31 protein-coding genes are annotated in these 24,137 nt (G+C 58.6%); 20 read left to right on the plus strand and 11 right to left on the minus strand.

All coding sequences use genetic code 11. The features are described from left to right. Nucleotides 1–11 precede the first annotated feature (11 nt). The 7 genes from HMPREF9163_RS08700 to HMPREF9163_RS08730 form a co-directional block, all read right to left on the minus strand. Nucleotides 12–1,127: a flagellar basal body P-ring protein FlgI gene (locus HMPREF9163_RS08700; RefSeq protein ID WP_009441377.1), complete on the minus strand. Its 1,116-nt coding sequence runs from the start codon at nt 1,125–1,127 to the stop codon at nt 12–14. 15 nt (nt 1,128–1,142) lie between these two features. Continuing rightward, nucleotides 1,143–1,742 (minus strand): flagellar basal body L-ring protein FlgH, encoded by a 600-nt coding sequence (locus tag HMPREF9163_RS08705; protein WP_037346724.1) that lies wholly within the window; start codon nt 1,740–1,742, stop codon nt 1,143–1,145. A 34-nt stretch (nt 1,743–1,776) separates the two neighbouring features. Continuing rightward, nucleotides 1,777–2,475 carry a flagellar basal body P-ring formation chaperone FlgA gene (flgA, locus tag HMPREF9163_RS08710; protein ID WP_226372149.1) on the minus strand — a complete coding sequence of 233 codons (699 nt, stop codon included), beginning with the start codon at nt 2,473–2,475 and terminating at the stop codon, nt 1,777–1,779. A gap of 65 nt (nt 2,476–2,540) precedes the next feature. Beyond that, a complete protein-coding gene (gene flgG, locus HMPREF9163_RS08715) occupies nt 2,541–3,335 on the minus strand; it encodes a flagellar basal-body rod protein FlgG (RefSeq protein ID WP_009441380.1) in 795 nt (264 codons plus the stop codon). An 81-nt stretch (nt 3,336–3,416) separates the two neighbouring features. After that, entirely contained in the window at nt 3,417–4,220 is an 804-nt protein-coding gene (locus HMPREF9163_RS08720; RefSeq protein WP_009441381.1) for a flagellar hook-basal body protein, read from the minus strand. A gap of 67 nt (nt 4,221–4,287) precedes the next feature. Further along, nucleotides 4,288–5,316 carry a rod shape-determining protein gene (locus tag HMPREF9163_RS08725; protein ID WP_009441382.1) on the minus strand — a complete coding sequence of 343 codons (1,029 nt, stop codon included), beginning with the start codon at nt 5,314–5,316 and terminating at the stop codon, nt 4,288–4,290. 30 nt (nt 5,317–5,346) lie between these two features. Continuing rightward, nucleotides 5,347–5,829 carry a hypothetical protein gene (locus HMPREF9163_RS08730; RefSeq protein ID WP_037346727.1) on the minus strand — a complete coding sequence of 161 codons (483 nt, stop codon included), beginning with the start codon at nt 5,827–5,829 and terminating at the stop codon, nt 5,347–5,349. A gap of 163 nt (nt 5,830–5,992) precedes the next feature. On the opposite strand from HMPREF9163_RS08730, the gene HMPREF9163_RS08735 reads away from it, so the two are divergent. The 10 genes from HMPREF9163_RS08735 to HMPREF9163_RS08780 all read left to right on the plus strand — a co-directional run bounded on the left by HMPREF9163_RS08735 (nt 5,993) and on the right by HMPREF9163_RS08780 (nt 12,894). Continuing rightward, nucleotides 5,993–6,529, plus strand: coding sequence for a GNAT family N-acetyltransferase (locus HMPREF9163_RS08735; protein ID WP_037346729.1), 537 nt, complete (start codon nt 5,993–5,995; stop codon nt 6,527–6,529). A gap of 14 nt (nt 6,530–6,543) precedes the next feature. Further along, nucleotides 6,544–7,728, plus strand: a complete 1,185-nt coding sequence (locus HMPREF9163_RS08740) for a phosphopentomutase (protein WP_009441385.1) — start codon at nt 6,544–6,546, stop codon at nt 7,726–7,728. A 10-nt stretch (nt 7,729–7,738) separates the two neighbouring features. Continuing rightward, complete coding sequence (locus tag HMPREF9163_RS08745) at nt 7,739–9,061, plus strand: thymidine phosphorylase (protein ID WP_009441386.1); 1,323 nt, start codon at nt 7,739–7,741, stop codon at nt 9,059–9,061. Further along, the gene (locus HMPREF9163_RS08750) at nt 9,051–9,473 is read left to right on the plus strand and encodes a cytidine deaminase (RefSeq protein WP_009441387.1); all 423 of its coding nucleotides are present in this window, start codon (nt 9,051–9,053) and stop codon (nt 9,471–9,473) included. The genes HMPREF9163_RS08745 and HMPREF9163_RS08750 overlap by 11 nt, the downstream gene beginning before the upstream one ends. Next, complete coding sequence (locus HMPREF9163_RS08755; protein ID WP_009441388.1) at nt 9,454–9,822, plus strand: response regulator; 369 nt, start codon at nt 9,454–9,456, stop codon at nt 9,820–9,822. The genes HMPREF9163_RS08750 and HMPREF9163_RS08755 overlap by 20 nt, the downstream gene beginning before the upstream one ends. Continuing rightward, the gene (locus tag HMPREF9163_RS08760; protein WP_009441389.1) at nt 9,819–10,277 is read left to right on the plus strand and encodes a hypothetical protein; all 459 of its coding nucleotides are present in this window, start codon (nt 9,819–9,821) and stop codon (nt 10,275–10,277) included. Before HMPREF9163_RS08755 ends, HMPREF9163_RS08760 begins: the two co-directional genes overlap by 4 nt. A gap of 24 nt (nt 10,278–10,301) precedes the next feature. Then, nucleotides 10,302–11,399, plus strand: coding sequence for a mechanosensitive ion channel family protein (locus HMPREF9163_RS08765; protein ID WP_009441390.1), 1,098 nt, complete (start codon nt 10,302–10,304; stop codon nt 11,397–11,399). Between the two features lie 293 nt (nt 11,400–11,692). Beyond that, nucleotides 11,693–11,977 (plus strand): anaerobic ribonucleoside-triphosphate reductase, encoded by a 285-nt coding sequence (nrdD, locus tag HMPREF9163_RS08770; protein WP_006304909.1) that lies wholly within the window; start codon nt 11,693–11,695, stop codon nt 11,975–11,977. Beyond that, nucleotides 11,949–12,476: an anaerobic ribonucleoside-triphosphate reductase activating protein gene (gene nrdG, locus HMPREF9163_RS08775; RefSeq protein ID WP_037346732.1), complete on the plus strand. Its 528-nt coding sequence runs from the start codon at nt 11,949–11,951 to the stop codon at nt 12,474–12,476. The genes nrdD and nrdG overlap by 29 nt, the downstream gene beginning before the upstream one ends. A gap of 127 nt (nt 12,477–12,603) precedes the next feature. Continuing rightward, nucleotides 12,604–12,894 (plus strand): hypothetical protein, encoded by a 291-nt coding sequence (locus HMPREF9163_RS08780; protein ID WP_009441393.1) that lies wholly within the window; start codon nt 12,604–12,606, stop codon nt 12,892–12,894. A 79-nt stretch (nt 12,895–12,973) separates the two neighbouring features. Here the strand turns inward: HMPREF9163_RS08780 and HMPREF9163_RS08785 are convergent, their stop codons facing one another. After that, nucleotides 12,974–13,405, minus strand: a complete 432-nt coding sequence (locus HMPREF9163_RS08785; protein ID WP_037346735.1) for an EamA family transporter — start codon at nt 13,403–13,405, stop codon at nt 12,974–12,976. Between the two features lie 119 nt (nt 13,406–13,524). On the opposite strand from HMPREF9163_RS08785, the gene HMPREF9163_RS08790 reads away from it, so the two are divergent. The 4 genes from HMPREF9163_RS08790 to holA are packed head-to-tail and all read left to right on the plus strand — an operon-like array spanning nt 13,525 to nt 16,381. Next, nucleotides 13,525–14,013 (plus strand): acetyltransferase, encoded by a 489-nt coding sequence (locus HMPREF9163_RS08790; protein ID WP_037346737.1) that lies wholly within the window; start codon nt 13,525–13,527, stop codon nt 14,011–14,013. Between the two features lie 33 nt (nt 14,014–14,046). Next, entirely contained in the window at nt 14,047–14,700 is a 654-nt protein-coding gene (locus HMPREF9163_RS08795) for a hypothetical protein (protein ID WP_009441396.1), read from the plus strand. An 11-nt stretch (nt 14,701–14,711) separates the two neighbouring features. Continuing rightward, entirely contained in the window at nt 14,712–15,338 is a 627-nt protein-coding gene (locus tag HMPREF9163_RS08800) for an MBL fold metallo-hydrolase (protein WP_037346740.1), read from the plus strand. Further along, entirely contained in the window at nt 15,335–16,381 is a 1,047-nt protein-coding gene (gene holA / locus HMPREF9163_RS08805; RefSeq protein WP_009441398.1) for a DNA polymerase III subunit delta, read from the plus strand. The genes HMPREF9163_RS08800 and holA overlap by 4 nt, the downstream gene beginning before the upstream one ends. A 36-nt stretch (nt 16,382–16,417) precedes the next feature. Here holA and pflA read toward each other — a convergent pair whose 3' ends face one another. The 3 genes from pflA to HMPREF9163_RS08820 form a co-directional block, all read right to left on the minus strand. Then, complete coding sequence (pflA, locus tag HMPREF9163_RS08810; RefSeq protein WP_009441399.1) at nt 16,418–17,173, minus strand: pyruvate formate-lyase-activating protein; 756 nt, start codon at nt 17,171–17,173, stop codon at nt 16,418–16,420. Then, nucleotides 17,160–19,409, minus strand: a complete 2,250-nt coding sequence (gene pflB / locus HMPREF9163_RS08815; protein WP_037346742.1) for a formate C-acetyltransferase — start codon at nt 19,407–19,409, stop codon at nt 17,160–17,162. The genes pflA and pflB overlap by 14 nt, the downstream gene beginning before the upstream one ends. A gap of 150 nt (nt 19,410–19,559) precedes the next feature. Further along, entirely contained in the window at nt 19,560–20,720 is a 1,161-nt protein-coding gene (locus HMPREF9163_RS08820) for an MFS transporter (RefSeq protein WP_037346744.1), read from the minus strand. A 101-nt stretch (nt 20,721–20,821) separates the two neighbouring features. Between HMPREF9163_RS08820 and HMPREF9163_RS08825 the strand changes: the two genes are divergently transcribed. From HMPREF9163_RS08825 to tsaA, 6 genes are all read left to right on the plus strand, one after another. After that, nucleotides 20,822–21,379, plus strand: coding sequence for a flavodoxin family protein (locus HMPREF9163_RS08825; protein ID WP_009441402.1), 558 nt, complete (start codon nt 20,822–20,824; stop codon nt 21,377–21,379). Between the two features lie 112 nt (nt 21,380–21,491). Continuing rightward, the gene (locus tag HMPREF9163_RS08830) at nt 21,492–21,791 is read left to right on the plus strand and encodes a type II toxin-antitoxin system RelB/DinJ family antitoxin (protein WP_157049437.1); all 300 of its coding nucleotides are present in this window, start codon (nt 21,492–21,494) and stop codon (nt 21,789–21,791) included. Beyond that, the gene (locus HMPREF9163_RS11795) at nt 21,766–22,056 is read left to right on the plus strand and encodes a type II toxin-antitoxin system YafQ family toxin (protein ID WP_009441405.1); all 291 of its coding nucleotides are present in this window, start codon (nt 21,766–21,768) and stop codon (nt 22,054–22,056) included. The genes HMPREF9163_RS08830 and HMPREF9163_RS11795 overlap by 26 nt, the downstream gene beginning before the upstream one ends. Before the next feature lie 12 nt (nt 22,057–22,068). Continuing rightward, nucleotides 22,069–22,437 (plus strand): nitrous oxide-stimulated promoter family protein, encoded by a 369-nt coding sequence (locus HMPREF9163_RS08835; protein ID WP_009441406.1) that lies wholly within the window; start codon nt 22,069–22,071, stop codon nt 22,435–22,437. Next, nucleotides 22,434–23,366 carry an asparaginase gene (locus HMPREF9163_RS08840; protein WP_009441407.1) on the plus strand — a complete coding sequence of 311 codons (933 nt, stop codon included), beginning with the start codon at nt 22,434–22,436 and terminating at the stop codon, nt 23,364–23,366. Before HMPREF9163_RS08835 ends, HMPREF9163_RS08840 begins: the two co-directional genes overlap by 4 nt. A gap of 11 nt (nt 23,367–23,377) precedes the next feature. After that, a complete protein-coding gene (gene tsaA / locus HMPREF9163_RS08845; RefSeq protein ID WP_009441408.1) occupies nt 23,378–23,779 on the plus strand; it encodes a tRNA (N6-threonylcarbamoyladenosine(37)-N6)-methyltransferase TrmO in 402 nt (133 codons plus the stop codon). Nucleotides 23,780–24,137: the final 358 nt, after the last annotated feature.

The following is a 24,137-nucleotide window of genomic DNA, read 5'->3' on the forward strand; positions in this document are numbered from 1 at the left end:
AGGCTACCTCCTTAAACTATATCGAGTTCGGCGTGCAGTGCCCCTGCCGCCTTCATCGCCTGCAAGATGGAGATGATCTCACGTGGATTCGCTCCCACGGTGTTGAGTGCGCCCACAATGTCGCTGATATTGGTCGTTGCGGGTAGGATGATCGTATTTCCCTTCATATCGTTCACTTCGACATCGGCATCCTGCGTGACGACCGTATTTCCATAGCTGAACGGTCCCGGCTGCGAGACCTCTGTCGCACCCTGAATGCGGATCGTCAGCCCGCCCTGCGTGATTGCAACGGTATCGACAGAGACATCACCGCCCGTGATGATCGTCCCCGTGCGCTCGTTCACAATGACACGCGCCATATTGTCGGGGCGGACGGGTAGCTCTTCGATTGAGGCAACAAAGCCGACCACGTTCCCGCGGAAATAGGACGGAATCGCCACATCCACGCGTCCGGGATTGCTTGCCTGTGCGATACTGCCATACTGCGCGTTGATCGCCCCCGCGACCCGTGTCGCTGTCGTAAAGTCAGGGCGTGCAAGCGAAAGGGAAAGCTGCCCGTTCACACCAATCCCATCGTCCTCCACCGTACGCTCGACAATGCCGCCGTTCACAGCAATGCCGACCGTCGGGAACGCCTTCGTCATGCTGCTACCGCCGCCCGCCCCGGCAAAGCCGCCCGTAGAGACCGCGCCCTGCGCAACGACATAGACCTCGCCGTTGCCCGCACGCAGCGGGGTCTGGAGCAGCGTGCCGCCGCGCAGGCTCTTCGCGTCGCCGATGGAGGAGACGGTCACGTCGAGGCTGTCCCCCTCGCGCACGAACGGCGGCAGAGTCGCCGTCACCATGACCGCCGCGACGTTCTTCAGTTTGATCGAGCTGCTGTTGACCGTGATGCCGTAGGTGGTCAGCATATTTGCAATGGACTGTACCGTCTCCCCCGAGCTTGAGCCGTCGCCCGTGCCGTCCAGACCGACGACGAGGCCGTAGCCCATGAGCTGGTTGGAGCGCACACCCTGCACCTTGGAGATATCCTTGATTCGCGTCACAGCGGAATCCGCCGAAGCAATTCCCGGCAGTGTTCCGACCACAAGTCCAAGGAGGAGCAAAAGGATGCCCAATTTCTTCATAAAAAGCGCCTCCCGTCAGAACAGAATGTTGAAGATCTGGGTCAGGATGCCCTGCCGCTGCTTTGCGTTCAGAGGCCCCTTTCCGTCGAAGCGCACCGTCGCATCAGCCACACGTGTCGAGAGGATCGTATTCGAACTCGAGATGTCCTCGGGACGACAGGTGCCGCGGAAGACAATCTTGTGCTCGTTGCGGTTCTGCCAAATGGACTGTGTGCCCTCGAGGACGAAATTGCCGTTCGGCATGACATCCACCACGGTCACGGTGACATTGCCCGCAACGCGGTTCGAGGAGGAGGCAGAGCCCTTGGCGCTGAACTTGTCCGAGCCGTTTGCAGATGCGGCCTGCAGGAAGTCGAAAATACCAAGCCCTGCACCAATACTGACCGACCCGCTCTTCTCATTCGAGGAGTTCCGCGTTGCCGAAGTCGTTGTTGTCTCACTGATGACGATGGTGACGATGTCCCCGATGCCCGTCGCCCGATGATCGGAAAACGGACTCTTCGTTGGATGTCCGCTCGGATTATTCCACAGGGATTCTGCCGAGACAGCGGGAGCGAGACTTGCCGTGCAGAGTGCAGCGGCGAGCACGCCTGCGAGCCATTTTTGTTTACTCATATCGAACTCCTTATGGAAAATTGAGGGAAAATTTTCATCCGATGACCTGAACCGTGTGCGCATCAATCACCTTGCCGCGCAGGATTTTACCAGAGCTCACATTGCGTACGCGGATCGTGTAGTCGATGCGTCCCGGCTCGAGCGCCACGCCCTCAGCGCGAATTACGATGCCATTTGCATCCAGAACGAGCTCCACGGGATTGCCTGCACGTATGACGAGCGGCATCGCAAGCAGCGAGGGTGTGATCGTCACATCCTTGCGAATGTAACGCCCCGCAACACGACCATCCACACGTGCAAAATCAGTGAGCGTCAATTCGGGCAGGGTATCCACCGCCCGTTCCTCAACGCGCGCATTTGCGGGAGAGATTGCCTCCTCCGCACGAATATCCGTCATCGCCACGAGCACGCGGTCATAGACGGTCAGCTGATAGTAGCTCGTCGCCTTCCGATGCATGACGCCATCGATGTAGATGGCAAATACCGCTGGGAACTCCCGTCCATAGGGCAGCCCGCGGGGGAACTCGACAACCGCTGTCACCTCGCCCGCAGGGAGGTGCATCGTCGACGCCACACGCTGCAGGCGCAGCTCATGCCGCCGCGTCTCGCCGATCCCGGCAAGCTTCTCCTCGATCTTCTGCTCTGCGAGTGCAGAGAGCTGCGCCGAGGACAGAATGGTGGGGAAGTGATCACCCTGGGCAGGATTGTAGGCAGAGGCCTCTGCTGTACCCACCCACAGAAAAGCGAATAAGCCACTCCATAGGCATAGAATGGCTGTAATCGTACGTCTTTGAAAGCTCAACGCTTGAGTGAGTTCGCAATCTCGAGCATCGAATCCGATGTCGTGATCGCCTTCGAGTTGGACTCGTAGGCACGCTGGGAGACGATCATCTCAACCATTTCCTCAACGATCTGCACATTGCTCATCTCAAGGGTTCCCTGTGTGAGCGTACCCGCACCATCCACGCCGGGATTCGACTCGATCGCCTCGCCCGAAGCATCGGACACAACGAAGAGATTCTTGCCAATGGAGGTAAGTCCTGCCGGATTGACAAAGCGAGCAAGTGTGATCTGCCCTGCCTCCTGCTGCTGATTCTGTCCTGCCTCGCGGTAGGACACACGCCCGTCACCCGAGATCGTGATGGAGTCGAGCGGCGCATTCTGACCGATCGTGATGCCGTCGGCAAGCAGATAGCCGTCCGTCGTCACCATGCGGCGATCGCTGTCGAGCTTCCACGTGCCGTCACGCGTGTATGCCGTCGTACCATCGGGCATCGTGACGCGGAAAAAGCCCTCGCCCTGAATGCCGATGTCCGTGGGGTTGTCCGTCGTCTGGAGTGGTCCCTGTGTAAAGACGCGCTGCGTCGCAGCCACACGCGTACCGAGACCGATCTGGAGCGCGGTCGGATACTGCGAATCCGCGCCGTTCTGTGCGCCTGCCTCACGCAGCGTCTGATAGACGAGATCCTGGAATTCCGCACGCACCTTTTTTCCGCCGTAAGTGTTGACGTTCGCAATATTGTGCGCAACGATGTCCATATGCACCTGCTGCGCCTTCATGCCGGACGCCGCAGACCAAAGTGCTCGCATCATAGTCGATATCCCCCTCCAAGGAAAGATGATAAGTCATTCACATTTCTATATCGAATAAAAGGGATCGTTCCTTAAATAATTTTAACTCGTGCGGCCGACATCATTGACCGCCTTGTCGAGCAGCGTGTCCTGTGTCTGCACGGCCTTCGAGCCTGCCTCGTAGACACGGTAGTTGTTGATGAGCTCGACCATCTCCGTGACAATGCTCGTATTCGACATCTCAAGCATCCCCTGCTCGATCGTGCCCGTCGCCTGCTGTGGACGCGCGCCTTCCTGCGGGCGGTAGAGGTTGTCGCCCTGCTTGATGACCGCATTCTTCCCAGCAAACTGCACAAAGCCGAGCTGCGCAACCTCTGCACCGTCCGCGTAGATGCGCCCATCGCTCGAAACATTCACACGCTGCGCATTCTCCGGAATCCTGATCGAACGACCGCGTGAGGAGAGCACCTCCTGCCCGCGCATATTGAGCAGAGTTCCGTTCGTCGAGCGGTAGAAGCCGCCATCACGTGTATAGCGCGGTCCGTCAATCGTATTGATGACGAAGTAGCCTTGTCCCGAGATCGCAAAGTCATAGGTATTGCCCGTCGTCTGCATCGCGCCCTGCAGATGCTCCGTCGCAATCTCATCCACGGCAGACCCGAGCCCGAGCGTACCGACGATCGGCGCACGATTCCCCTCGACGCGAAAGCCCTTGAAGCTCGTCACCTTGGTATCCGCAGAGTTGTCATTGATGCGGCGAAGCAGCATCGGCTCGAACTCGCGGATCGCCATGTCGTCGCGCTTGTAGCCCGTGGTCGACGCATTCGCAAGGTTGTTCGCGATCATGTCCGTGTGCTTGGTCTCCGTAATCATGCCCGAGGCTGCAATATAGAGTCCTCTCCACATAGTTCATCCCTCTTTTTCACGAAAGTTGTCCAATGTTTATAATTTCGCTGTAAAATAGAAATTCCCTTTATTTTTTTCGCCCAAAACTTGTATTTGTCGCCTTGCCGTCAAATTTATCGAAGATATCAAGAGCCTTGCCGCAGCCAAGCACAACACAGGTCATGGGATCATCTGCCACAAGCGTCGGCGTCCCCGTCTCGCGCTGAATGAGATCTGCCATGCCATAGAGCAGTGCTCCACCGCCCGTCAATACGATACCGCGATCCATGATGTCCGCCGCGAGCTCCGGCGGCGTCTCCTCGAGCACCTTCTTTACGCAGTCCACAATGCGCATGACCGAGCCCTCAATTGCGGAGGAGGCCTGTGCCGTGGAGATCGTGATATTCTTCGGCAGACCCGTAAGCAGATCACGCCCGCGGATGTCCATCTGCTCACGCCGCGCAGTCGTATACGCCGCACCGACGCGCAGCTTGAGATCCTCCGCCGTGCGCTCGCCGATGAGCAGATTGAACTCGCGCTTGACGTAGTTGATCAGATCCTCGTCAAACGTATCGCCCGCAATGCGGATGCTCTCACTCGTCACGACGCCGCCGAGGCTGATGACGGCGACATCCGTTGTGCCGCCGCCGATGTCGACAACCATCGAGCCTTGTGCCTCCACGATGTCGAGACCTGCGCCCATCGCTGCGGCAAGCGGCTCCTCGATGAGCTGGATGTGCCGCGCCCCCGCCTGCTCAGCAGCCTCCTGCACGGCGCGCTGCTCCACCATCGTCACCCCCGAAGGGATACAGATCATGATGCGCGGGCGGAAGACAATGCTGCGCCCGACCACCTTTTCGATGAAGAAGCGCAGCATGCTCTCCGTTATATCATAGTCCGCGATGACGCCGTCGCGCAGCGGACGAATTGCAACGATGTTGCCGGGCGTGCGCCCGATCATCTGCCGCGCCTCCTCACCGATCGCAAGCACCTGATTCGTGTCGCGGTTCACCGCGACCACGGAGGGTTCCTTGAGGACAACCCCCTTGCCCTTGACATAGACGAGCACATTCGCCGTCCCAAGGTCAATTCCTATATCCATCGACATACCGAACATCAGCGACGAGCCTCCTACAATCTGTTGCTGTCAATCGTTCTCGGTGCTCTCACTCTCGGCCACCTGCTGCGGCGCCGCAGGAACGAGTGCCTCGCGTATCTCCTCAAGGCCTTTTTCGAGCGATGTCTGATACTCCTCCTGCACAGCCTCATTGTCCCATTCGGACTGCTTTCCAAAGAGAAGAATCGCATCGAGATACCGCAGAACCATTTCCGAAACGTAGGCTCTTGCAACCTCGTTCGCAGCCATATAGACATCTTTTGTCTGCAGTTCAAAGGCAATGCGGTCGATATAGTGCTCGCCCTCGATCAGATAGGCGAGCGCGCGCAGACGCAGCGTGATTTCCCTTGCTGTTATGGCATCCTTTGAGCGCGCGGAACGATCTGCCGCAATTCTTTCAAAAAGCGCCCATGACTCGTCACAGAGTTTCCCCACGGTATCGAGTATCTGATCACGCGCACGCTTCTTGCGCCAAAGCACATCGCGCACCGACGGTTTTTTCTGTGCTGCCATGCCCTGCCTCCCATTCGACATACATTCCCTATTTTGTCTTTCCATTATAAGATGTTCGTCCCCTATCGTCAATCTATAATTACGCGTGCCGGCACAGACGCCTTGCATTTCCATGTCCATTCAATGTAAAATAAAGGAAATCATTCGAAGTGAAGGAGATCTTATGGCAGAAATATTGAGAGAGGGTTCCCGCCTGCGTCTGCGCCGCGCAGAGCTTACAGATGTCGACTACATCTGCACCCTGCAGGAAGAAAAGGACAACAGCGACTACATCGTCCCGTTTTCACGCGCAGATCACGAGACGATCGTCACACAGGGACGCGCAGCGATGGACATCATTGTCGAAGAGCGCGAGAGCGGCGAATGTGTCGGCTATCTCCACGTCACGGGACTCCTGCTTGCCTCCAAGGAGCAGGAGTGGACACATGTCATCATCGGGAAGAAAGGGCTCGGTTACGGACACGAGGCGATGAAACTCCTGAAGGCGTGGGCGTTCGAGGATATGGGCGCGCACCGCGCATGGCTCGACTGCAAGGACTACAACGCGCGCGCCCTGCATCTCTACGAGAGCGAGGGCATGGTGCGCGAGGCGCTGATCCGTGAGACGATCCTGCATCGCGGCGTCTACGAGAACCTCGTCGTGCTCGGCATCCTCGACCGCGAATATCATGCGCGTAAGCGTGCGGGGCTGGAACTATAGGAAAGGTGACGATTATGCAGAAAAGTGGAATCAAACGCGTATTTCTCATCGTGCTCGACAGCTTCGGCTGCGGTGCCGCGCCTGATGCGGCGGACTTCGGTGACGCTGCCTCGTGCAGTACGCTGCGCTCCGTCACAGAGAGCGGACTCTTCCCCGCCGCAAACCTCACGCGTCTCGGCATTTACAACATCGACGGCGTGAGAACGGGCACGCCTGACGCAGCACCCATCGGCGCACATGCGCGTCTGCGTGAACTCTCGCGCGGAAAGGATACAACCATCGGGCACTGGGAGATGGCGGGCATCGTGCGCAACGAGCCCATGCCGACCTACCCCGACGGCTTCCCGCCCGAGGTCATCGCAGAGCTCGAGGCAGCATTCGGGCGCAAGATACTCTGCAACAAGCCCTACTCGGGCACGGCGGTCATCCACGACTACGGACAGGAGCACGAGGAGACGGGTGCGCTCATCGTCTACACCTCCGCCGACAGCGTGCTGCAGATCGCAGCACACGAGGAGCACGTCCCCGTGGAGGAGCTGTACGATTACTGCCGCAAGGCACGTGCAATCATGCAGGGCGCACATGGCGTCGGACGCATTATCGCGCGCCCCTTCGTCGGTACGTATCCGAACTACACGCGCACGGCGCGCCGCCATGACTTCTCCCTCGACCCGACGGGCGATACGATACTCGATGCACTCAGCCGCGCGCAGTACGACGTGATCGGCGTCGGCAAGATCTCGGACATCTTCGGCGGGCGCGGACTCACGCGCTCGCTCGGCGTCAACGAGTCGAACGCCGACGGCATGAGAAAGACCACAGGACTTCTCGCGGAGGATTTCACGGGGCTTGCCTTCGTCAATCTCGTCGACGGCGACATGATCTATGGACACCGCCGCGACGTGCCCGGCTATGCGCGCGCCATGCAGGAGTTCGACGACTGGCTTGCAGGCTTCCTCCCCTCCATGCGCGCAGACGATGTGCTCATGATTACGGCAGATCACGGGTGCGATCCGGGTGCCGCGGGCACGGATCACACACGCGAGTATGTCCCGCTCCTCGTCTACGGAGAGAAGATCGCGCCTGTCAACCTCGGCACCTATCCGACCTTTGCCATGATCGGCGCAACAATTGCCGATATATTTGGAGCAGAGCTTACAACAAAGGGCGAGAGCTTCCTGCCGCGCATTCTAAACTAGGAGCTTTCCTATGAACATGTATGACATCATCACGAAGAAGAAGCACGGCGGCGAACTTGCTGCGGATGAACTTTCCTATATCATAGACGGCTATGTTGCCGGAGAGATTCCCGACTACCATGTTGCGGCACTCCTCATGGCAATCTGCCTGCGCGGCATGACGATCGCAGAGACCACCGCCCTCACCAAAATCATGGCGGCATCGGGTGACCGCGTCGACATCTCCGCCATCGCGGGACACAAGATCGACAAGCATTCGACGGGAGGCGTCGGCGACAAGACCACGCTCATTGTCAGCCCCATCGTCGCTGCATGCGGCTGCAGTGCCCCAAAGATGTCGGGACGGGGGCTTGGCCACACGGGCGGCACCATCGACAAACTCGAATCCATCCCCGGCTTTCGTACAAATCTCTCGCAGGACGAATTCATCACTGTCGTAAAGGAATGCGGACTTTCCCTTATCGCCCAGACGGGCACCCTCGCGCGCGCAGACAAGCTGCTCTATGCCCTGCGCGACGTGACGGCAACTGTCGACAGCATTCCGCTGATCGCATCCTCCATCATGAGCAAGAAGCTCGCCTCGGGTGCGGACGCTGTCCTCCTCGATGTAAAGGTCGGACGCGGCGCCTTCATGAAAACACTGGAAGAGGCGCGCGAACTTGCAGAGACAATGGTCGCGATTGGAAAGACGGCAAACTTCCCGACCGCCGCCCTCCTCACGAATATGGACGCGCCGCTCGGCAATGCCGTCGGCAACAGCCTCGAGGTTGCGGAGGCGGTCAGCGTCCTGCGCGGCGATGGTCCCGATGATCTGCGCACGGTCTCGCTTGCACTCGCGGCGGGCATGCTGCAGCTTGCAGGACTCGGCACATTCGACGAATGTCAGGCGCGCGCAGAAAATGCAATCCGCAGCGGTGCAGCGTTCGAGGCACTCGTACGCATGACGGCGGCACAGGGCGGCGATACTGCCGTCCTGCACGATACGGCAAACTTCCCACAGGCGCGTATGCAGCGCACGATAACGGCAGACGCGGACGGATATCTTACACGTCTGGACGCAGAGACCGTCGGGCGCACCGCCGTCCTGCTTGGTGCAGGACGCATGACAAAGAATAGCACGATCAACCATGCGGCAGGCATCATCCTCCACAAGAAATATGGGGACACCGTCACAGAGGGCGCGCCTCTCGCCACCCTCTATGCGGAGAGTGAGGAGCAGATCGCAGCGGGAGCGGAGCGCTTCCGCGCCGCGTTTGAGATCGGCGCAGCTGCGCCCGCCCCGATGAAGCTCATCTACGGCGCTGTCGATGCGGAGGGCTGGCATGAACGATAAAGAATTGATCGCACGCGCGGCAGAGTTCCGCCGCCATGCCTACGCGCCCTACTCGGGATTCGCCGTTGGTGCAGCGCTCCTCGGGAAGAGCGGCAGGGTCTACGGCGGCGTCAACGTCGAGAACGCCTCCTATCCCGTCGGCATCTGCGCCGAGCGCGCGGCAATCGCAGCCGCTGTCACAGCAGGTGAGCGGGAATTTGAGGCGCTTGCCGTCATTGCAGACAGTCCGGAACCCTGTGCCCCCTGCGGCATGTGCCGCCAGGTGCTCATGGAATTTCCAATCAAACGCATCATTCTCGCCAACACACGGGGCGACGTGCGCATACTCACGCCTGCCGAACTGCTCCCGCACGCCTTCGGGGCGGCGGCTCTTCCCACAAAGGAGTACTCCGATGAAAATACTGATTGTTGACGACTCACGCCTCGTGCGCATCAAGCTCAAGGCGGAACTCTTCGACCGCGGGCACACAGTCATCGAGGCGCGCGACGGTGAGGAGGCGCTGCGGCGCATTGCGGACAAGAAGCCCGACGCCGTCTTTCTCGACATCATCCTGCCAAAGCTCGACGGCTGCACCGTGCTGCGCAGTCTGCGCAAGACGCATCCAAAACTCCCCGTCGTCATGCTCTCGACAGCAGCAACGGAGGAAAACATCGCGTGTGCCAACGAGCACCACGCGCTCATGTTCATCCAGAAGCCCTATGCCGATCACGAGATCAGTACGGCGCTCGCCAAAATGCAGCAGTGTGTGGAGGAACAATGAGCGAACTGTATACTTCGTACATTGAGACCTTTCTCACGGGACTTGCCGACTATGCACGCGCGGAAGCAGTAATTGACGAGGCGTGCGAACAGGAGCCGACCTACGTCACCATATCGCAGCACCTCGATGCGGACGGCAGTCCACTGATCGTTGCACTTGCCGCCTCCGTAGACGCCTTCTATTCCCTCGCAAGCGGTTACAGCGGCGTCTCTCTCGACGGCATGGACGAGCTTGCCGTCGATGCTGTCGGCGAACTCTTCAACGTTATCAACGGCCATTTCTCCTCGCGTATGCGCGCAGAGGGACGCGCCGTCTCCATCATCGACCCGCCGCGCCACCATCACGGTGCAGCAGCGCCGGATGCATGTGAATTCACCTGCACCGTTACAAGCCCCATCGGCCCCATGACGCTCATCGGCACGCGTGAAGAATTTGTTCCGGCACATACACATTGACCTTTATTTCGAAAGGAGTTTCCCTTGACCATATTCTCACATACCATAGACTTCAACACGCTCATTGAGCTCCTGATCGTCCCCGTTGGCATCGTCCTCGCCTCGCTCACCGTCGGCATCATCGTCGACCGGCTCATCCGCCGCTACATCAACCATCATCTCGACGTTGAGGAGAGCACATGGAAGTGCATTCTTATCCGTTCCATGCACGGTGTTCCCATCTTCTTCAGCTTCATCATCGGTCTCTACTGGGCGATCGATGCCGTGGAGATCTCGCCAACGCTCACAAAGCTGCTCTCATATATTCTCTTTACCAGCAACGTCTTCTCCATCACGCGCGTCCTGGCGCGTACCGTCGACGGTGTTGTTACCATGTACTTCGAACGCTCGGGTAGAAACCTGCCCAAGACAACGCTGCTCAACAGCATCCTCATCGGGGTCATCTACGCCATGGGGCTGCTCGTCATCCTCCAGTACTACGGCATCTCCATCGCTCCAATCCTGACGGCGGCAGGTGTCGGCGGTATGGCGGTCGCCCTTGCCCTGCAGGAGACGCTTGCCAATATCTTCTCCGGTCTCCACCTCATCCTCTCCAAGCAGCTGCGCATCGGCGACTACATCCGCCTCGGCTCGGGCGAGGAGGGGCGCGTCACGGACATCACATGGCGCTTTACCACCATCATCCCGCTCGGCGCGAGCAACACCATCGTCATTCCGAACAAGACCATCGCCGGCGCAAACATCACGAATTTCAGCCTACCCACGCTGAACATCAACGTCAGCGTCCCCGTCGGCGTCGCGTATGACAGCGACCTCGCAATGGTCGAGCGCGTCACCATCGAGACGGCGAAAGAAGTCCTCGCGCGCGTGGATAACAATCCGACCGCGAATCCGCTTGTCCTCTATACCGACTTCGGTGCGTCCTCCATCAACTTCAATGTGATCCTGCCGTCGAGCGTGTTCGACCATCAGGGCATCATCAAGCACGAGTTCATCAAGGCGCTCACCGACCGCTACCGCGCGGAGAGCATCGACATCCCCTATCCCATCCAGACCATCATTCAGGAGAAGGATGAAGCGGAAAAAACTTCTCCACAGGAAGCTGCTCACGCAGAGAAGTAACGGCGTAGATCGTGTTCCTTTTATCCACAAATTCCACAGTTTCTCCCTAGGGAAACTGTGGATAACTTTCACTCCAGCAACGTGTCCGCCACGCCTTTTTTCATCGGTGTTTTTTGGAAAAATACCCCATTTTTCCAAAAAAATCCCTGTGGATAAGTCTGTGAACGAACAACTAGATATAGATTTCCTATTGACGAGTACCCACTAGATGTTGTATAATCCTCACGAAACGGCGATACATCGCCGAAGAGGAAACCGCGCCGGCAGGGCGCGCAAAAAAAGGAGAATGCAGCATGATCGTCAACGACATCAACGTCACAGTAAATGGCCTCTCGGATATCACCCCGCACGAGGTTGAGAACTACATCGCATACATCGAGGGACAGACCCACGAGAAGCTTGACCGCCTCTCCATCACGGGGACGGATGACGGTCGTGTCACGCTCGGCTACGAGATGCGCCAGCCGAAGTTCGAGCGCGTGCGCCGCATCACGGGCTACCTGGTCGGCACCACGGATCGCTGGAACAATGCGAAGCAGGCCGAAGAGCATGAGCGCGTCAAGCACGGACTCCACTGAGATCCACATCTCGGGGATTGCACGTGATTCCATCGTCGACGGCGAGGGCATACGGCTGACAGTCTTTACGCAGGGCTGTCCGCGCCGCTGTCCGGGCTGTCACAATCCGGACACACAGCCGCGCACCGGCGGGCGCATGACGACCGTCGGTGCGGTGCTCGCCGAACTCGACGAAAACCCACTCCTCACAGGGCTCACCCTCAGCGGCGGTGAGCCCTTCTTGCAACCCGCCGCCCTGCTCCCGCTCGCACGTGGAGCACACGCGCGAGGACTGGACGTGTGGAGCTACACGGGCTACACCCTTGAGGAGCTGCGTGCACAAGAAAATCCCGTCGTGGATGCCCTGCTCGATGAGCTCGACGTACTCGTCGACGGCGACTACCGCGAGGAAGAGCGCGATCTCACACTGCACTTTCGCGGCTCGCGCAATCAGCGCGTCATCGACCTCGCAGCAACGCGTGCCACGGGCACACTCACACTGCTCTACAAAGACGAATAGGAAAATCCCCTCACACTGGCAAGCGAAATTTTCTTGTGTGGGGGGATTTTGTTAGAAAATCTTGGCATATTCATAAAAAAATGGTATGATTCAACCATGAGAAAGATTTTGTTGGGAGGAATCGAATATGGCAGAGAAATCGTCACGAGCAGAAAAGGTAAAGGAGACAAAGGAGCTTGCGCTGAACATCGATGCAACCGATGAGATCGGCATGCTTGAGATCTCCACGACGCAGGCACTGCGCGTATCCATCATCCGCTCACGCGGACGCCGCTACACCGCCATCACACCCTTCTATCGGAAACGTGCCAACGATCGGTGGAAGCCCAAGGCCTCCGTCTGGATCCCCGTGGAGCACACGGGTGCCATTGCCGAATACCTCGCGCGCGCAGACGAAAAGATTCGCGAAAACGACTAAGCATAGAGCAGCCCCCGCACATCGACAAAGGATGTACGGGGGCGATTTTATTGTATTGATTGTGAGGCGGAAATACTTCCTAAGGAAAGATCGCAAGCAGCAGTCCGCCCGCCGCAATCATGACAATCGCGATGCCGTGCATGAAACTCACGCGCTCGCCGAAGATGAGGACGGCAATCACGACGGCAAAGACGACGCTCAGCTTGTCGATCGGGGCAACCTGCGTCACCGCACCGTCCTTGAGCGCCATAAAGTAAAAGAGCCACGAAAGCGCGCCCGCAACGCCGCTGAGCGCAACGAAGATCAGCGCCTTCTTGTCCGCGAACACCTGCGGGAGGTCGGCCGTATGCCCCTCGGCGATGACGACACCGATGAGGAATACCGCCATGATTACGGCACGCACAGCCGTTGCGGCGCTACTGTCGAGCCCTGCGACGCCCACCTTGCCAAAGATGGATACGAACGCCGCGCACAGTGCCGAGAGCAGCGCATAGATCAGCCATGAACTCATGCCATCCTCCCCCATTCAAAAAGTGTGATTCAGTATAGCATTATTTCCCCTTTGCCGCAAACGCTTCTTTCAAAATATCTGCAAATCGTGTAAAATGAGTAGAAATGGGGTGGTACATTATGGTACGGCAGGCACAGGAGGGGGATGTCACGGACATCCTGCGCATCTATGATGCGGCGCGCACCTTTATGCGCCGCACGGGCAACATGACGCAGTGGAGCGGCGGCTATCCGTCAGAGGAAATCGTACGCGCAGATATTCTGCGCGGTGTCAGCTATGTGCTGGAAAACGAGGCAGGGCATCTCCATGCCGCATTTGCGCTCATCCCCGGCGACGACCCGACGTATGCGCACATTGAGGGGGCATGGCGCGACGACTCCCCCTATGCCACGATTCACCGTGCGGGCAGCGACGGAACGGAACGCGGTACATTCCGCGCCATACTCGCCTTCGCACGCGCGCAGCATGAGCACCTGCGCGCCGACACCCACGCGGACAACATCCCCATGCAGAACTGTCTGCAAAAGAGCGGCTTTGCTTACTGCGGCATCATCTATCTCAAAAACGGCGACCCGCGCCGCGCCTATGAGTGGAGCAGCGGCAGCTGAGCCAAAACCGTATATCTTTAGGAGAGAACATCTATGGCAATGATCTTTTATCCGAGCTGCAAAATCCGAGCCGACTTCCTCGCCGAGAGCGCGGCGGTACGCCGCTACCTCGAAAAGCACTATGGGGTGGAGACGGCAGGCTGCTGCCGCCCTCACCACCCGAAGCTGACCCCCGAAGATCACGTAATCGTCGCGTGCAACAACTGCGCGAACATCGTTGAGGAGAGTTCCAAGGCGGGTGCATTCACCTACGTCTGGGAGCTGATTGATCGGGATGAGGACTTCCCCTTCCCCGACTACGGCGGCGAACGCATGACCGTGCAGGACTGCTGGGCGGCGGTGGAGCGGCGCGGGATGCAGGAGGCGATTCGCTCCCTCCTGCGCAAGATGAACATAACCATCATTGAGCAGGAAGAGAACTTTGACAAGACCCGTTTTCACGGGCCTGCACTGCTCGCCCCCTGCTTTCCCGGCAACGCGAAGCTCATCCCGCGCCGCTACGAAAACGGCAATTCCCCCATGTTCACCCCCATGACGGAGGAGGAGCAGTACGTCTACTTCCAGCGACACGCACAGAAGCTGCCGGCGGAGAAGGCCGTCTGCTCGTGCAAATACTGCCGCGACGGCATCGACGCGTGCGGCAAGACAGGCGTTCACATCCTCCAACTTCTATTTCCCGCAAGATGAGGAGAATCTACATGATCGAATGTATGACCGTCGGCGACATGATCCCGACCAATGCCTATTTCTACATCGACGATACGACGCAGCACGGTTTCCTCATCGACGCGGGCGCCGAGGGCGCACGCCTTGCCGCCTATGCCGAGAAACACGGCTGGACAATTGAGCGGCTGCTGCTCACACACTGCCACTTCGACCACATCGGCGGCGCGGCAGAGTTCTCCACGCGCACAGGTGCGCCCATCTATGCCGCCGAGGACAGCCCGCGCTACTACAGTGATCCGCGTTGGAATCTCTCGCTCTGGGGCGGCGGCAGTGTAACGCTCTCGGATGTGACAACCTTTGCCGACCGCGAGGTCATCGCGCTTGCGGCAAATCCCGCCGTCGCTCTGGAGGTGCGCTACACACCGGGGCATACGACGGACTCCTGCATCTTCTACAGCGCACGGGACGGTGTCGCCTTCGTCGGCGATACGATCTTCTGCGCGAGCGTCGGCCGCACCGATTTCCCGGGCGGCGATGAGCAGATGCTCTGGGACAGCATTGCACGCGAGGTATTCACGCTGCCGCCCGAGACCGTGCTCTACTCGGGGCACACGGAGCCGACCACCGTGGGCGCGGAGATGGCACGTTACCGCCGATGAACTACGCAGAGTTCATGGCATCGCTCGCAAAGGGTGAGCCGCCGCACGTCTTCCTGCTTGCGGGCGAGGAGAGCTACTATGTGCGGCGCGCCGAGGAGGCGATCCTGCACCGCCTCCTGCCTGTGGCGGAGGAACGTGCGGACGCACTCATCCGCTACGAAGAGATGCCGCCCCTCGACGCACTGATGGAGGCACTCGAAACAGCACCGTTCTTCACGGACAAGATTGTCGTCCTCGTACGCGATGCCGCCATCTTCCGTGCGACGAAAAAAAAAGACGGGGACGAGGATGCCCCTGCGTCAAAGGATACGGCGGCGGATGCGCTGATTGCCCGCATCGCCGACCTCCTCCCGACCACCTATGTCATCTTTACGCTTGGCTCGAAGCCTGACAAGCGGCGCAAGCTCTACCAGACGGTCGAAAAATACGGACGCGTGCTGGAGAGCGAACCCGTCCGCCCGTGGACGGTGGAGAACTGGCTGAACGGACGGCTGCGCGAGATGAACCGCTCCATGCACAGGGAGGCGCGCACATTTTTCCTGCGTGTGGTCGGTATCATGCCGACGATTTCGCTTGAGTTCCTCGACCGCCAGCTGGAAAAGCTGACGCTCTACACAGACAATCCCCAGTTCACAGAGGACGATCTGCGTGCGGCGTTCTCGGAGATGCCCGAGGTGTCGGTCTTTGCGCTGATGGATGCCGTGAGTGCACGCGATGTCAGGCAGGCACTCGACCTCCTCGCACGCTGCCGTGCGGACGGCGTACACTTCACCGTCCTGCTCGCCCTCCTCGTGCGCCATGTCCGCCAGCTCTGGCAGGCAAAACGTCTGCTGATGAACGGCACACCGCCGAAGGGGCTCGGCAAGATCATGGGACTGCATCCCTTCATCGCCGAAAAACTCGGGGGACACGCGAAAGCATTCCCCGAGACAACACTCGAACGCGCCGTCCTCTCCCTCGCCGATGCGGACTATCTGCTGAAAACGGGACAGGCGGGCGATGAATTGTTGGAGGATGCCTTGATACGGCTGTGCCGAAAATAGTAAACAAAAAGAGAGGCATGATGCCTCTCTTTTTGTTTACCGTAAATATCCTCTATACTCCCCCACGCGCAGGATCTTCTCCGCACAGGCAATCTCCTCCGCCGTCGGTGCGGGCGTGTCCCCGAGCCGATACGATAGGCGCAGCTCCTCATACTTGTGGAGTGCCATCGCATGATAGGGCAGCACCTCCACGCGATCAACCGTCTTTAGCCCTGCGATAAAGTCCGAGAGACGGCGAAGAGCATCCGCCCCCGTCGTCCATCCCGGCACGAGCACATGGCGAATCCACATCCGCTTGCCGCGCTCCGAAAGGAACTGAGCCAGTGCAAGCGCACTCTCATTCGATACACCCGTGAGTGCCCTGTGCACTTCATCATCGATGTGCTTCAGATCGAGCAGGAACAAATCCACGAGCGGCAGCAATTCCTCGAACGTGTTAAAAAATGGCTCATCCCGTGTGAACGGCTCGCCCGCCGTGTCGATGACGGTATTCACCCCCTTTGCCTTCGCGAGACGGAACAGCTCCGTCACGAATGCGAGTTGGAGCAGCGGCTCGCCGCCGCTGACCGTGATACCGCCCTTCTGCTTCCAGTACGGGCGGTACCGCCACGCCTGCCGAAAGATCTCCTCTGCCGTCGCCTCATAGCCGCCCTCCCGCTCCCATGTCTCTGGGTTGTGGCAGTACTGACAGCGATAGCGGCAGCCCTGCACAAAGACGATGAAGCGGATGCCGGGGCCGTCGACCGAGCCGAAGCTCTCCGTCGAGCTGATCCGCCCCTTAGAGAGCGGCATGGAAGGTACGCGCGATTACATCCTCCTGCTGCTCGCGCGTCAGACTGATGAACTTGACCGCATAGCCCGAGACGCGGATCGTGAAGTTCGCATAGGCGGGATCCTCGGGATGCTCCATGATGTGCTCCAGCGTCTCGCGCCCGAACACGTTCACGTTCAGATGGTGCGCCCCCTGATCGAAATAGCCGTCCATCGCGCTCACGAGATTCTTCACGCGCTCATCCTCGTTGTGTCCAAGCGCCGAGGGATTCATGCTCTGCGTGTTCGAGATGCCGTCGAGTGCCCAGTGGTACGGCAGCTTTGCAACGGAGTTGAGTGAGGCGAGCAGACCGCAGCACTCCGCGCCATAGCTCGGATTTGCACCCGGCGCGAGCGGTGTCCATGCGAGTCGCCCGTCCGGCATCGCGCCCGTGTACTTGCCATAGACGACGTTCGATGTGATCGTGAGGATGGAGGTCGTCGGCTCAGAATGGCGGTAGGTGTGACGTGCCTTGATCTTCGAGAGGAAGGTCTTGAGCACCCATTTCGCAATCTCGTCCGCGCGGTCGTCGTCGTTGCCGTAGCGCGGGAAGTCCCCCTCTACCTCGTAGTCCACGACGATGCGGTCGTTGTAGATCGGCTTCACCTTCGCATACTTGATCGCGCACAGCGAGTCGACCACGTGCGAGAAGCCCGCAATGCCCGTTGCGAATGTGCGGCGCACGTCCGTGTCGATGAGCGCCATCTCCGCCGCCTCGTAATAATACTTATCGTGCATATACTGGATGATGTTCAGCGCGTTGACGTACACGTGCGCGAGCCAGTCCATCATGCGCTCGTACTTCACGATAACGTTGTCGTACTCGAGGTACTCCGTGCGGATCGGACGGTAGGCCGGGCCGACCTGCACGCCGCTCTTTTCGTCCATGCCGCCGTTGATCGCATAGAGCAGACACTTCGCGAGGTTCGCACGCGCACCGAAGAACTGCATCTCCTTGCCCGTCTGGGTCGCAGACACGCAGCAGCAGATCGAGTAGTCGTCGCCCCACTCAGGCTTCATCACATCGTCATTCTCGTACTGGATCGAGCTTGTGCGGATGGAGATCCGCGCCGCGTAGTCCTTAAACTTCTCCGGCAGCTTCGAGGAGTATAGCACGGTGAGGTTCGGCTCGGGAGAGGGTCCCATGTTTTCGAGCGTGTGAAGGAAGCGAAAATCGTTCTTCGTCACCATATGGCGGCCGTCCATGCCGATGCCCGCCATTTCAAGCGTTGCCCAGATTGGGTCACCCGAGAACAGCTCGTTGTAGGACGTGATGCGCGCGAACTTCACCATGCGGAACTTCAGCACGATGTGATCGATCAGCTCCTGCGCCTCCTCCTCGGAGAGGATGCCGCGTGCGAGGTCGCGCTGGATGTAGATGTCGAGGAAGGTCGAAATGCGCCCGACGCTCATCGCCGCGCCGTTCTGCGTCTTGATCGCCGCGAGATAGCCGAAGTACAGCCACTGCACCGCCTCGCGTGCATTCTGCGCGGGCTGCGCGATGTCAAAGCCATAGAGCTGCGCCATCTCCTTCATGCCCTTCAACGCACGAATCTGCTCCGCGACCTCCTCGCGCTGCTGAATGACATCGTTGCTCATGATGCCGTCGCCGTAGTTCAGCAGGTCGCCCTGTTTGAACGCAATGAGATGATCGATGCCGTAGAGTGCGACACGGCGATAGTCGCCCACGATGCGCCCGCGCCCGTACGTGTCGGGCAGCCCCGTGATGATGTGACTGCGGCGTGCCGCGCGGATCTCGTCCGTGTACGCGTCAAAGACCGCCGCATTGTGCGTCTTGTGGTACTTCGTAAAGATCTCGTGGAGCTTCGGGCTAACCTTGTAGCCGTAGTTCTCGAGTGCCTCCTCCGCCATGCGGATACCGCCGTATGGCATGAACGCCTGCTTCAGCGGCTTGTCCGTCTGGAGGCCGACCACCTTTTCGAGGTCTTTCAGCACGGGGTCGATGTAGCCTGGCCCGTATGCCGTCAGACCAGATACAACCTCCGTCTCCATGTCGAGCACGCCGCCCTTCGCGCGCTCCTCCTTCTGGAGTTCCTGCACGCGTGCCCACAAGCGGTTCGTCGCGTCCGTCGGCGGCGCGAGAAAGCTCTCGTCGCCGTCGTACGGCGTGTAGTTGCGCTGGATGAAGTCGCGTACATTGACCTCCTCCTGCCAGACGCCCCCTTCAAAACCGTCCCAGCTCTTGCTCTGCAGCATATTCTGCCTCCTATTCTGTTGACCGAAACCCATCTGAAATAGATTCCCATATGATGCTTTCATAATACTTGAACCGTGTTCACTTTTCAATAGGAGAAGGCAAATAAATGCTATCAATATTTTTCATGTGAAATATAATTTATGTATATGTCATCTGTTCTTCGGCTCCGGTGTGATATGCGCGAGGATAGCCGCAAGGGGGAGTGCAAGGACGGAGACGAGGAGGGCGGGCGCGAGCCCGATGACATCCCCGAGTGCCGCCGTCGCCGCCACACCGAGACTGCCGAGTCCGAACGACATACCGAGCATCATCCCCGATGCCATCGCTGCATTCTCGGGCAGTGCCTGCTGTGCCCAGATGATCGAACTCGGCTGTGGTGCCATCAGCGCAAAACCCGCGGCAAAGAGCACGATGCCGCCGAGCACATCCGCGCTCACATGGGTAAAGTAGTAGGCGCACGGCAGAATCCCAAGCACGAGGAACGTCACAATGATCGCACGCCCCGTGAACCTGTCCGCGAGATTGCCGCCGACAAGCCCGCCTGTCATGCCGCCGAGCATAAAGATCGTGAGGAAGAGACCCGCCGCGCTCGTATCCTCCCCATTTCCGACCAGCAGCAGCGGCAGGAACGTCCCGAATGCGCCGTGCGTCCAGCAGCGCAGACCCATCGCAAGGTTCAGCGTGATCGTCGTACGCGCAAAGAGAACACGTGCGAGCTTCGGGCGCACCGCCGCCCGCCGTTCCGGCAGGGACGAGACAGCGCACAGACCCGAGCGAGCAAGGAGCACTCCCATGAGTACAGCAGGCAGGATAAGGAGCGGCAGCGCATTCAGCGACAGTTTTTCGAGAAATGTCACGAGGACGAGCGGCACGAACGCCATGCCCGCATTTCCGCCCGCAATGAAATAGCTCATCATACCGTTGCCGCGCCCCCGTGCCGCCGTCCGTCCGACGAGCATCGACGAGAGCGGATGATACGCCGCGACCGCCGTCCCCGTCACCACGACAAGCACGAAGAGCAGTGTCTCATGCCCCGCAAAGCCAACCATACAGATCGGAACAGCGGCGGCAGGCACGATGTACGGGAGCACGGGGCTGAAGTTCCGCTTGTCCATGAGATAGCCGAAGAAGGGCTGCAGCATATTCGTCGTCACCGACGCGACCATGACGAGCACACCGCACATCGTCAGTGACAGTCCGAACTTGATCATGAGCAGCGGCAGAAGGATCGGCAGGAAATTCGCATAGAAATCCACCATCGCGTGTCCCGTCGATAGCAGTGCCGTTGCGTGCCGTATATTTGTATTCATGACAGATATCCTCCTGTGACCAACATCCTTGCATACCGTCCGAAAATATGATGTAATGTATTGTAACAAACGAGATGAAAAAGTAAAGGAGTATTCACAATATGGGGAAATGGGCTGTCATCTATTCATCCACCACAGGCAATACAAAGGCAATCGCCGAGGAAATCGCAGGTGCATCGGGAGGCGACATCTTCCGCGTGCAGGACGCGCCGACCGATCTCTCCGACTACGATGTCATCGCGCTCGGCTACTGGCTGCGACGCGGCGGTCCCGACGACCTCATGAAGGCATACCTGCCCAAGGTCGAAGGCGCATGCACCGTCCTCTTCCAGACCCACGGAGCGGATGTCGGCTCCGAGCATGCCGTCACCTCCTTTGCACGTGCCGCCTACCTCCTCGGCGCAAACTGCGAAATCCTCGGCACCTTCTCCGCACAGGGGAAGCTCTCGCCCGCACTCATCGCCCGCCGCAAGAAATCCGATCCCGACGACACACACAACAGCCCTGAGGCACAGGAGCGTTGGGTACGCGCCGCGGACCATCCGAACGAGGAGGATCGTGCCGCCGCACGCGCATTTGTAGACAAGATGGAGCACAAACTTGACCTCCTAGAGAAATTTCGACAGGCACAAGCGGAGAAGAAGAACGCACGCGGCTGAAAGGACTTTACAGTAATGCACCATCGTTTTATACTATTGCCATAGACTCGTTGACGTCAGATTAGAGCGGTTGAATCACACGTGCTTCTCTAAAAATGGAAAAGGAGGTCACATCATGTCTACGACCACAAACATCAGTATATCCATGGACACCACCATAAAAGAACAAGCGGATGCCCTGTTTGATTCATTTGGCATGAACATCTCGACGGCATTTAACATATTTGTCCGACAAGCACTCCGCGAGGGAAGAATCCCTTTCGAGATCACACTCTGCCACCCCAATGCGGAAACCATCCATGCCATGAGAGAGGCTGAGCGCATCGCAGCCGATCCCTCTGTGAAGGGCTATACTGATCTTGATGAATTTTTTTCGGATCTGAAAAATGAAACACACGAAGCTCATTGTTAAGTCAACCACGACCTTCCGAAAAGACTATCGCCGAGCATTAAAAAGAGGTCTGAACATCACTCTTCTGGAGACTGTCATCCGCATATTGGCATCGGGCAGTCCCCTGCCTGACGAATACAGAGATCATGCACTGTCCGGGAATTGGCGCGGACATCGGGAATGTCATATCACACCGGACTGGCTGCTCATCTATCGCATAGAGGCTGACGTTCTGATATTAACCCTATCCCGGACAGGAACACACAGCGACTTGTTCGATCGATGAAAGGCCGACATAATGGACACTGAAAAGAAACGCGCCCTCGAAGCCGAGGTCATGTCGAAGATGATTGCCATCTACTGCCGCGGCAACAAACACGCAGGCCGCGCGCGTACGCCGCAGGATACCGATGAGCTCTGCCCCGACTGCCGCCGCCTGCGCGACTATGCACGCGGGCGCGTCGCGGGCTGTCCACGCATGGAGGTCAAATCCTTCTGCTCCGTCTGCCCCGTGCACTGTTACAGCCGTGATATGCGGGAACAGATTCGCGCCGTCATGCGCTACAGCGGGCCACGAATGCTCCTCCACCATCCATTCATGACGATCCATCACATGTGGCTCGATCATCAGGCACGAAAGCGTGAAAAGAAGGAGCTACGTTCATGAAGAACATCCTCCTCATCGCCACGGGCGGCACAATCGCCTCGCGTGAAACAGAGCACGGTCTCCGTCCCGCCCTCACCGCCGAAGATATGCGTACGGCAATCGGCAGCGAGGACAGCACGATCGAGGTCGTCGACCTCCTCTCGCTCGACTCCACAAACATTGCCCCATGCCACTGGCAGATGATTGCACGGAAAATTGCAGAGCTTCGCACAAGCTACGACGGCTTTATCATCACCCACGGCACGGATACGATGGCATATACCGCCGCCGCACTCTACTATATGCTTGAAAATATCGACCGCCCCGTTGTCATCACGGGTTCGCAGCGCCCGCTCGGCACAGACGGCTCGGATGCGGAGCAGAATCTGCGTCTCGCGTATGAGGCGGCATGCAGCGGCTTTGCGGGCGTCTGTCTCGCGTTCGGTGGACGGCTCATCCACGGCAACGCTGCAAAGAAAATGTATTCGCTTGCGGATGATGCCTTTCGCAGCATCGGGCGCGCGGAGATTGACCTCACAGCCCCCTCAGCACCTTCTGCGCCCTTTCGTCTGCACGATGCGCTCGATACGCGCGTCGCCGTCATACGCCTCTACCCCGGCATGAAGCCCATCACCATCGACGCACACATCGCGTCGGGCTATCGCGGCATCATCCTCGAGGGCTACGGGCTCGGCAGTGTCCCGGGCGACGATGCGGAGGAGAGCTTCCTCCCCTCGCTTGACCGCGCAAAGACGCGCGCCTGCACCATCGCCCTCACGACCCAGTGCATTTACGACGGCGCCGACATCACACACTATGAGGTAGGTGTCCGCGCAGCAGAGCTCGGCGCACTCTCGGGCGGTACACTCCCCATTGAGGCGCTCTACGCCCGCCTCATGATTCTCCTCGCAGAGACACCCGAGGGAGAGACTGTGAAAGCGCTCTGCTAGAAAGGACCATCATGCAGCTGCAAGAAATCGGCATCGTCCGGAACGCATACAAGAACCTCACGGATATCCCGCGTCAGGGGCGCATGAGCGAGGAGGTCTCCGAGATCGAGATTCACCCCGACTTTGCGGACGGACTCCTAAAGATCGAACAGAACAAGTACCTCATCGTCCTCTACTGGGCACATCTCGCGAAGCGCGCTATCCTAAAGACACTGCCGCCTGCATCAAAGGAGATCCACGGCGTCTTTGCCAGCCGCTCGCCCGGACGTCCAAATCCGCTCTCGCTCTGCATCGTCGAGCTGATCGAGTGCAACGGCAGCGTCCTCCGCGTGAAGGGACTCGACGCCCTCGACGGCAGTTCCGTGATTGACATCAAACCCTATACGAAGATGGATGTCATCGCAGAAGTATAAACAGCATAGATCAAGCGCCCCGTTCATGCAGAACGGGGCGCTTTTATGAACATTGTTCAGAATTTTTACATTAGAAGATTAATTTTTGAAAACTACAGCGAGATCGCTTGTAATGAATCCCATTCCCTCTTATAATGCTCATGCATAAATTTAGTGTGATTATCACTTTCATTTAAGGAAATGCTGAAAAATTCTTTTGTTGCACGATTGGGCTCCGAAATATTACAATAGAGGAAAACAGCAACACGACGAGAGAGAGGCAACATCGTGGTGCAGTTTTCTCATTGTGAAGAGGATGTTTCATGCGGCCAAGACAAGGTATCGCGGACTCAGGAAGAACCTTTTGCAATACTATCTG

Source organism: Selenomonas sp. oral taxon 138 str. F0429 (assembly GCF_000318175.2).
GTDB lineage: Bacteria > Bacillota > Negativicutes > Selenomonadales > Selenomonadaceae > Centipeda > Centipeda timonae.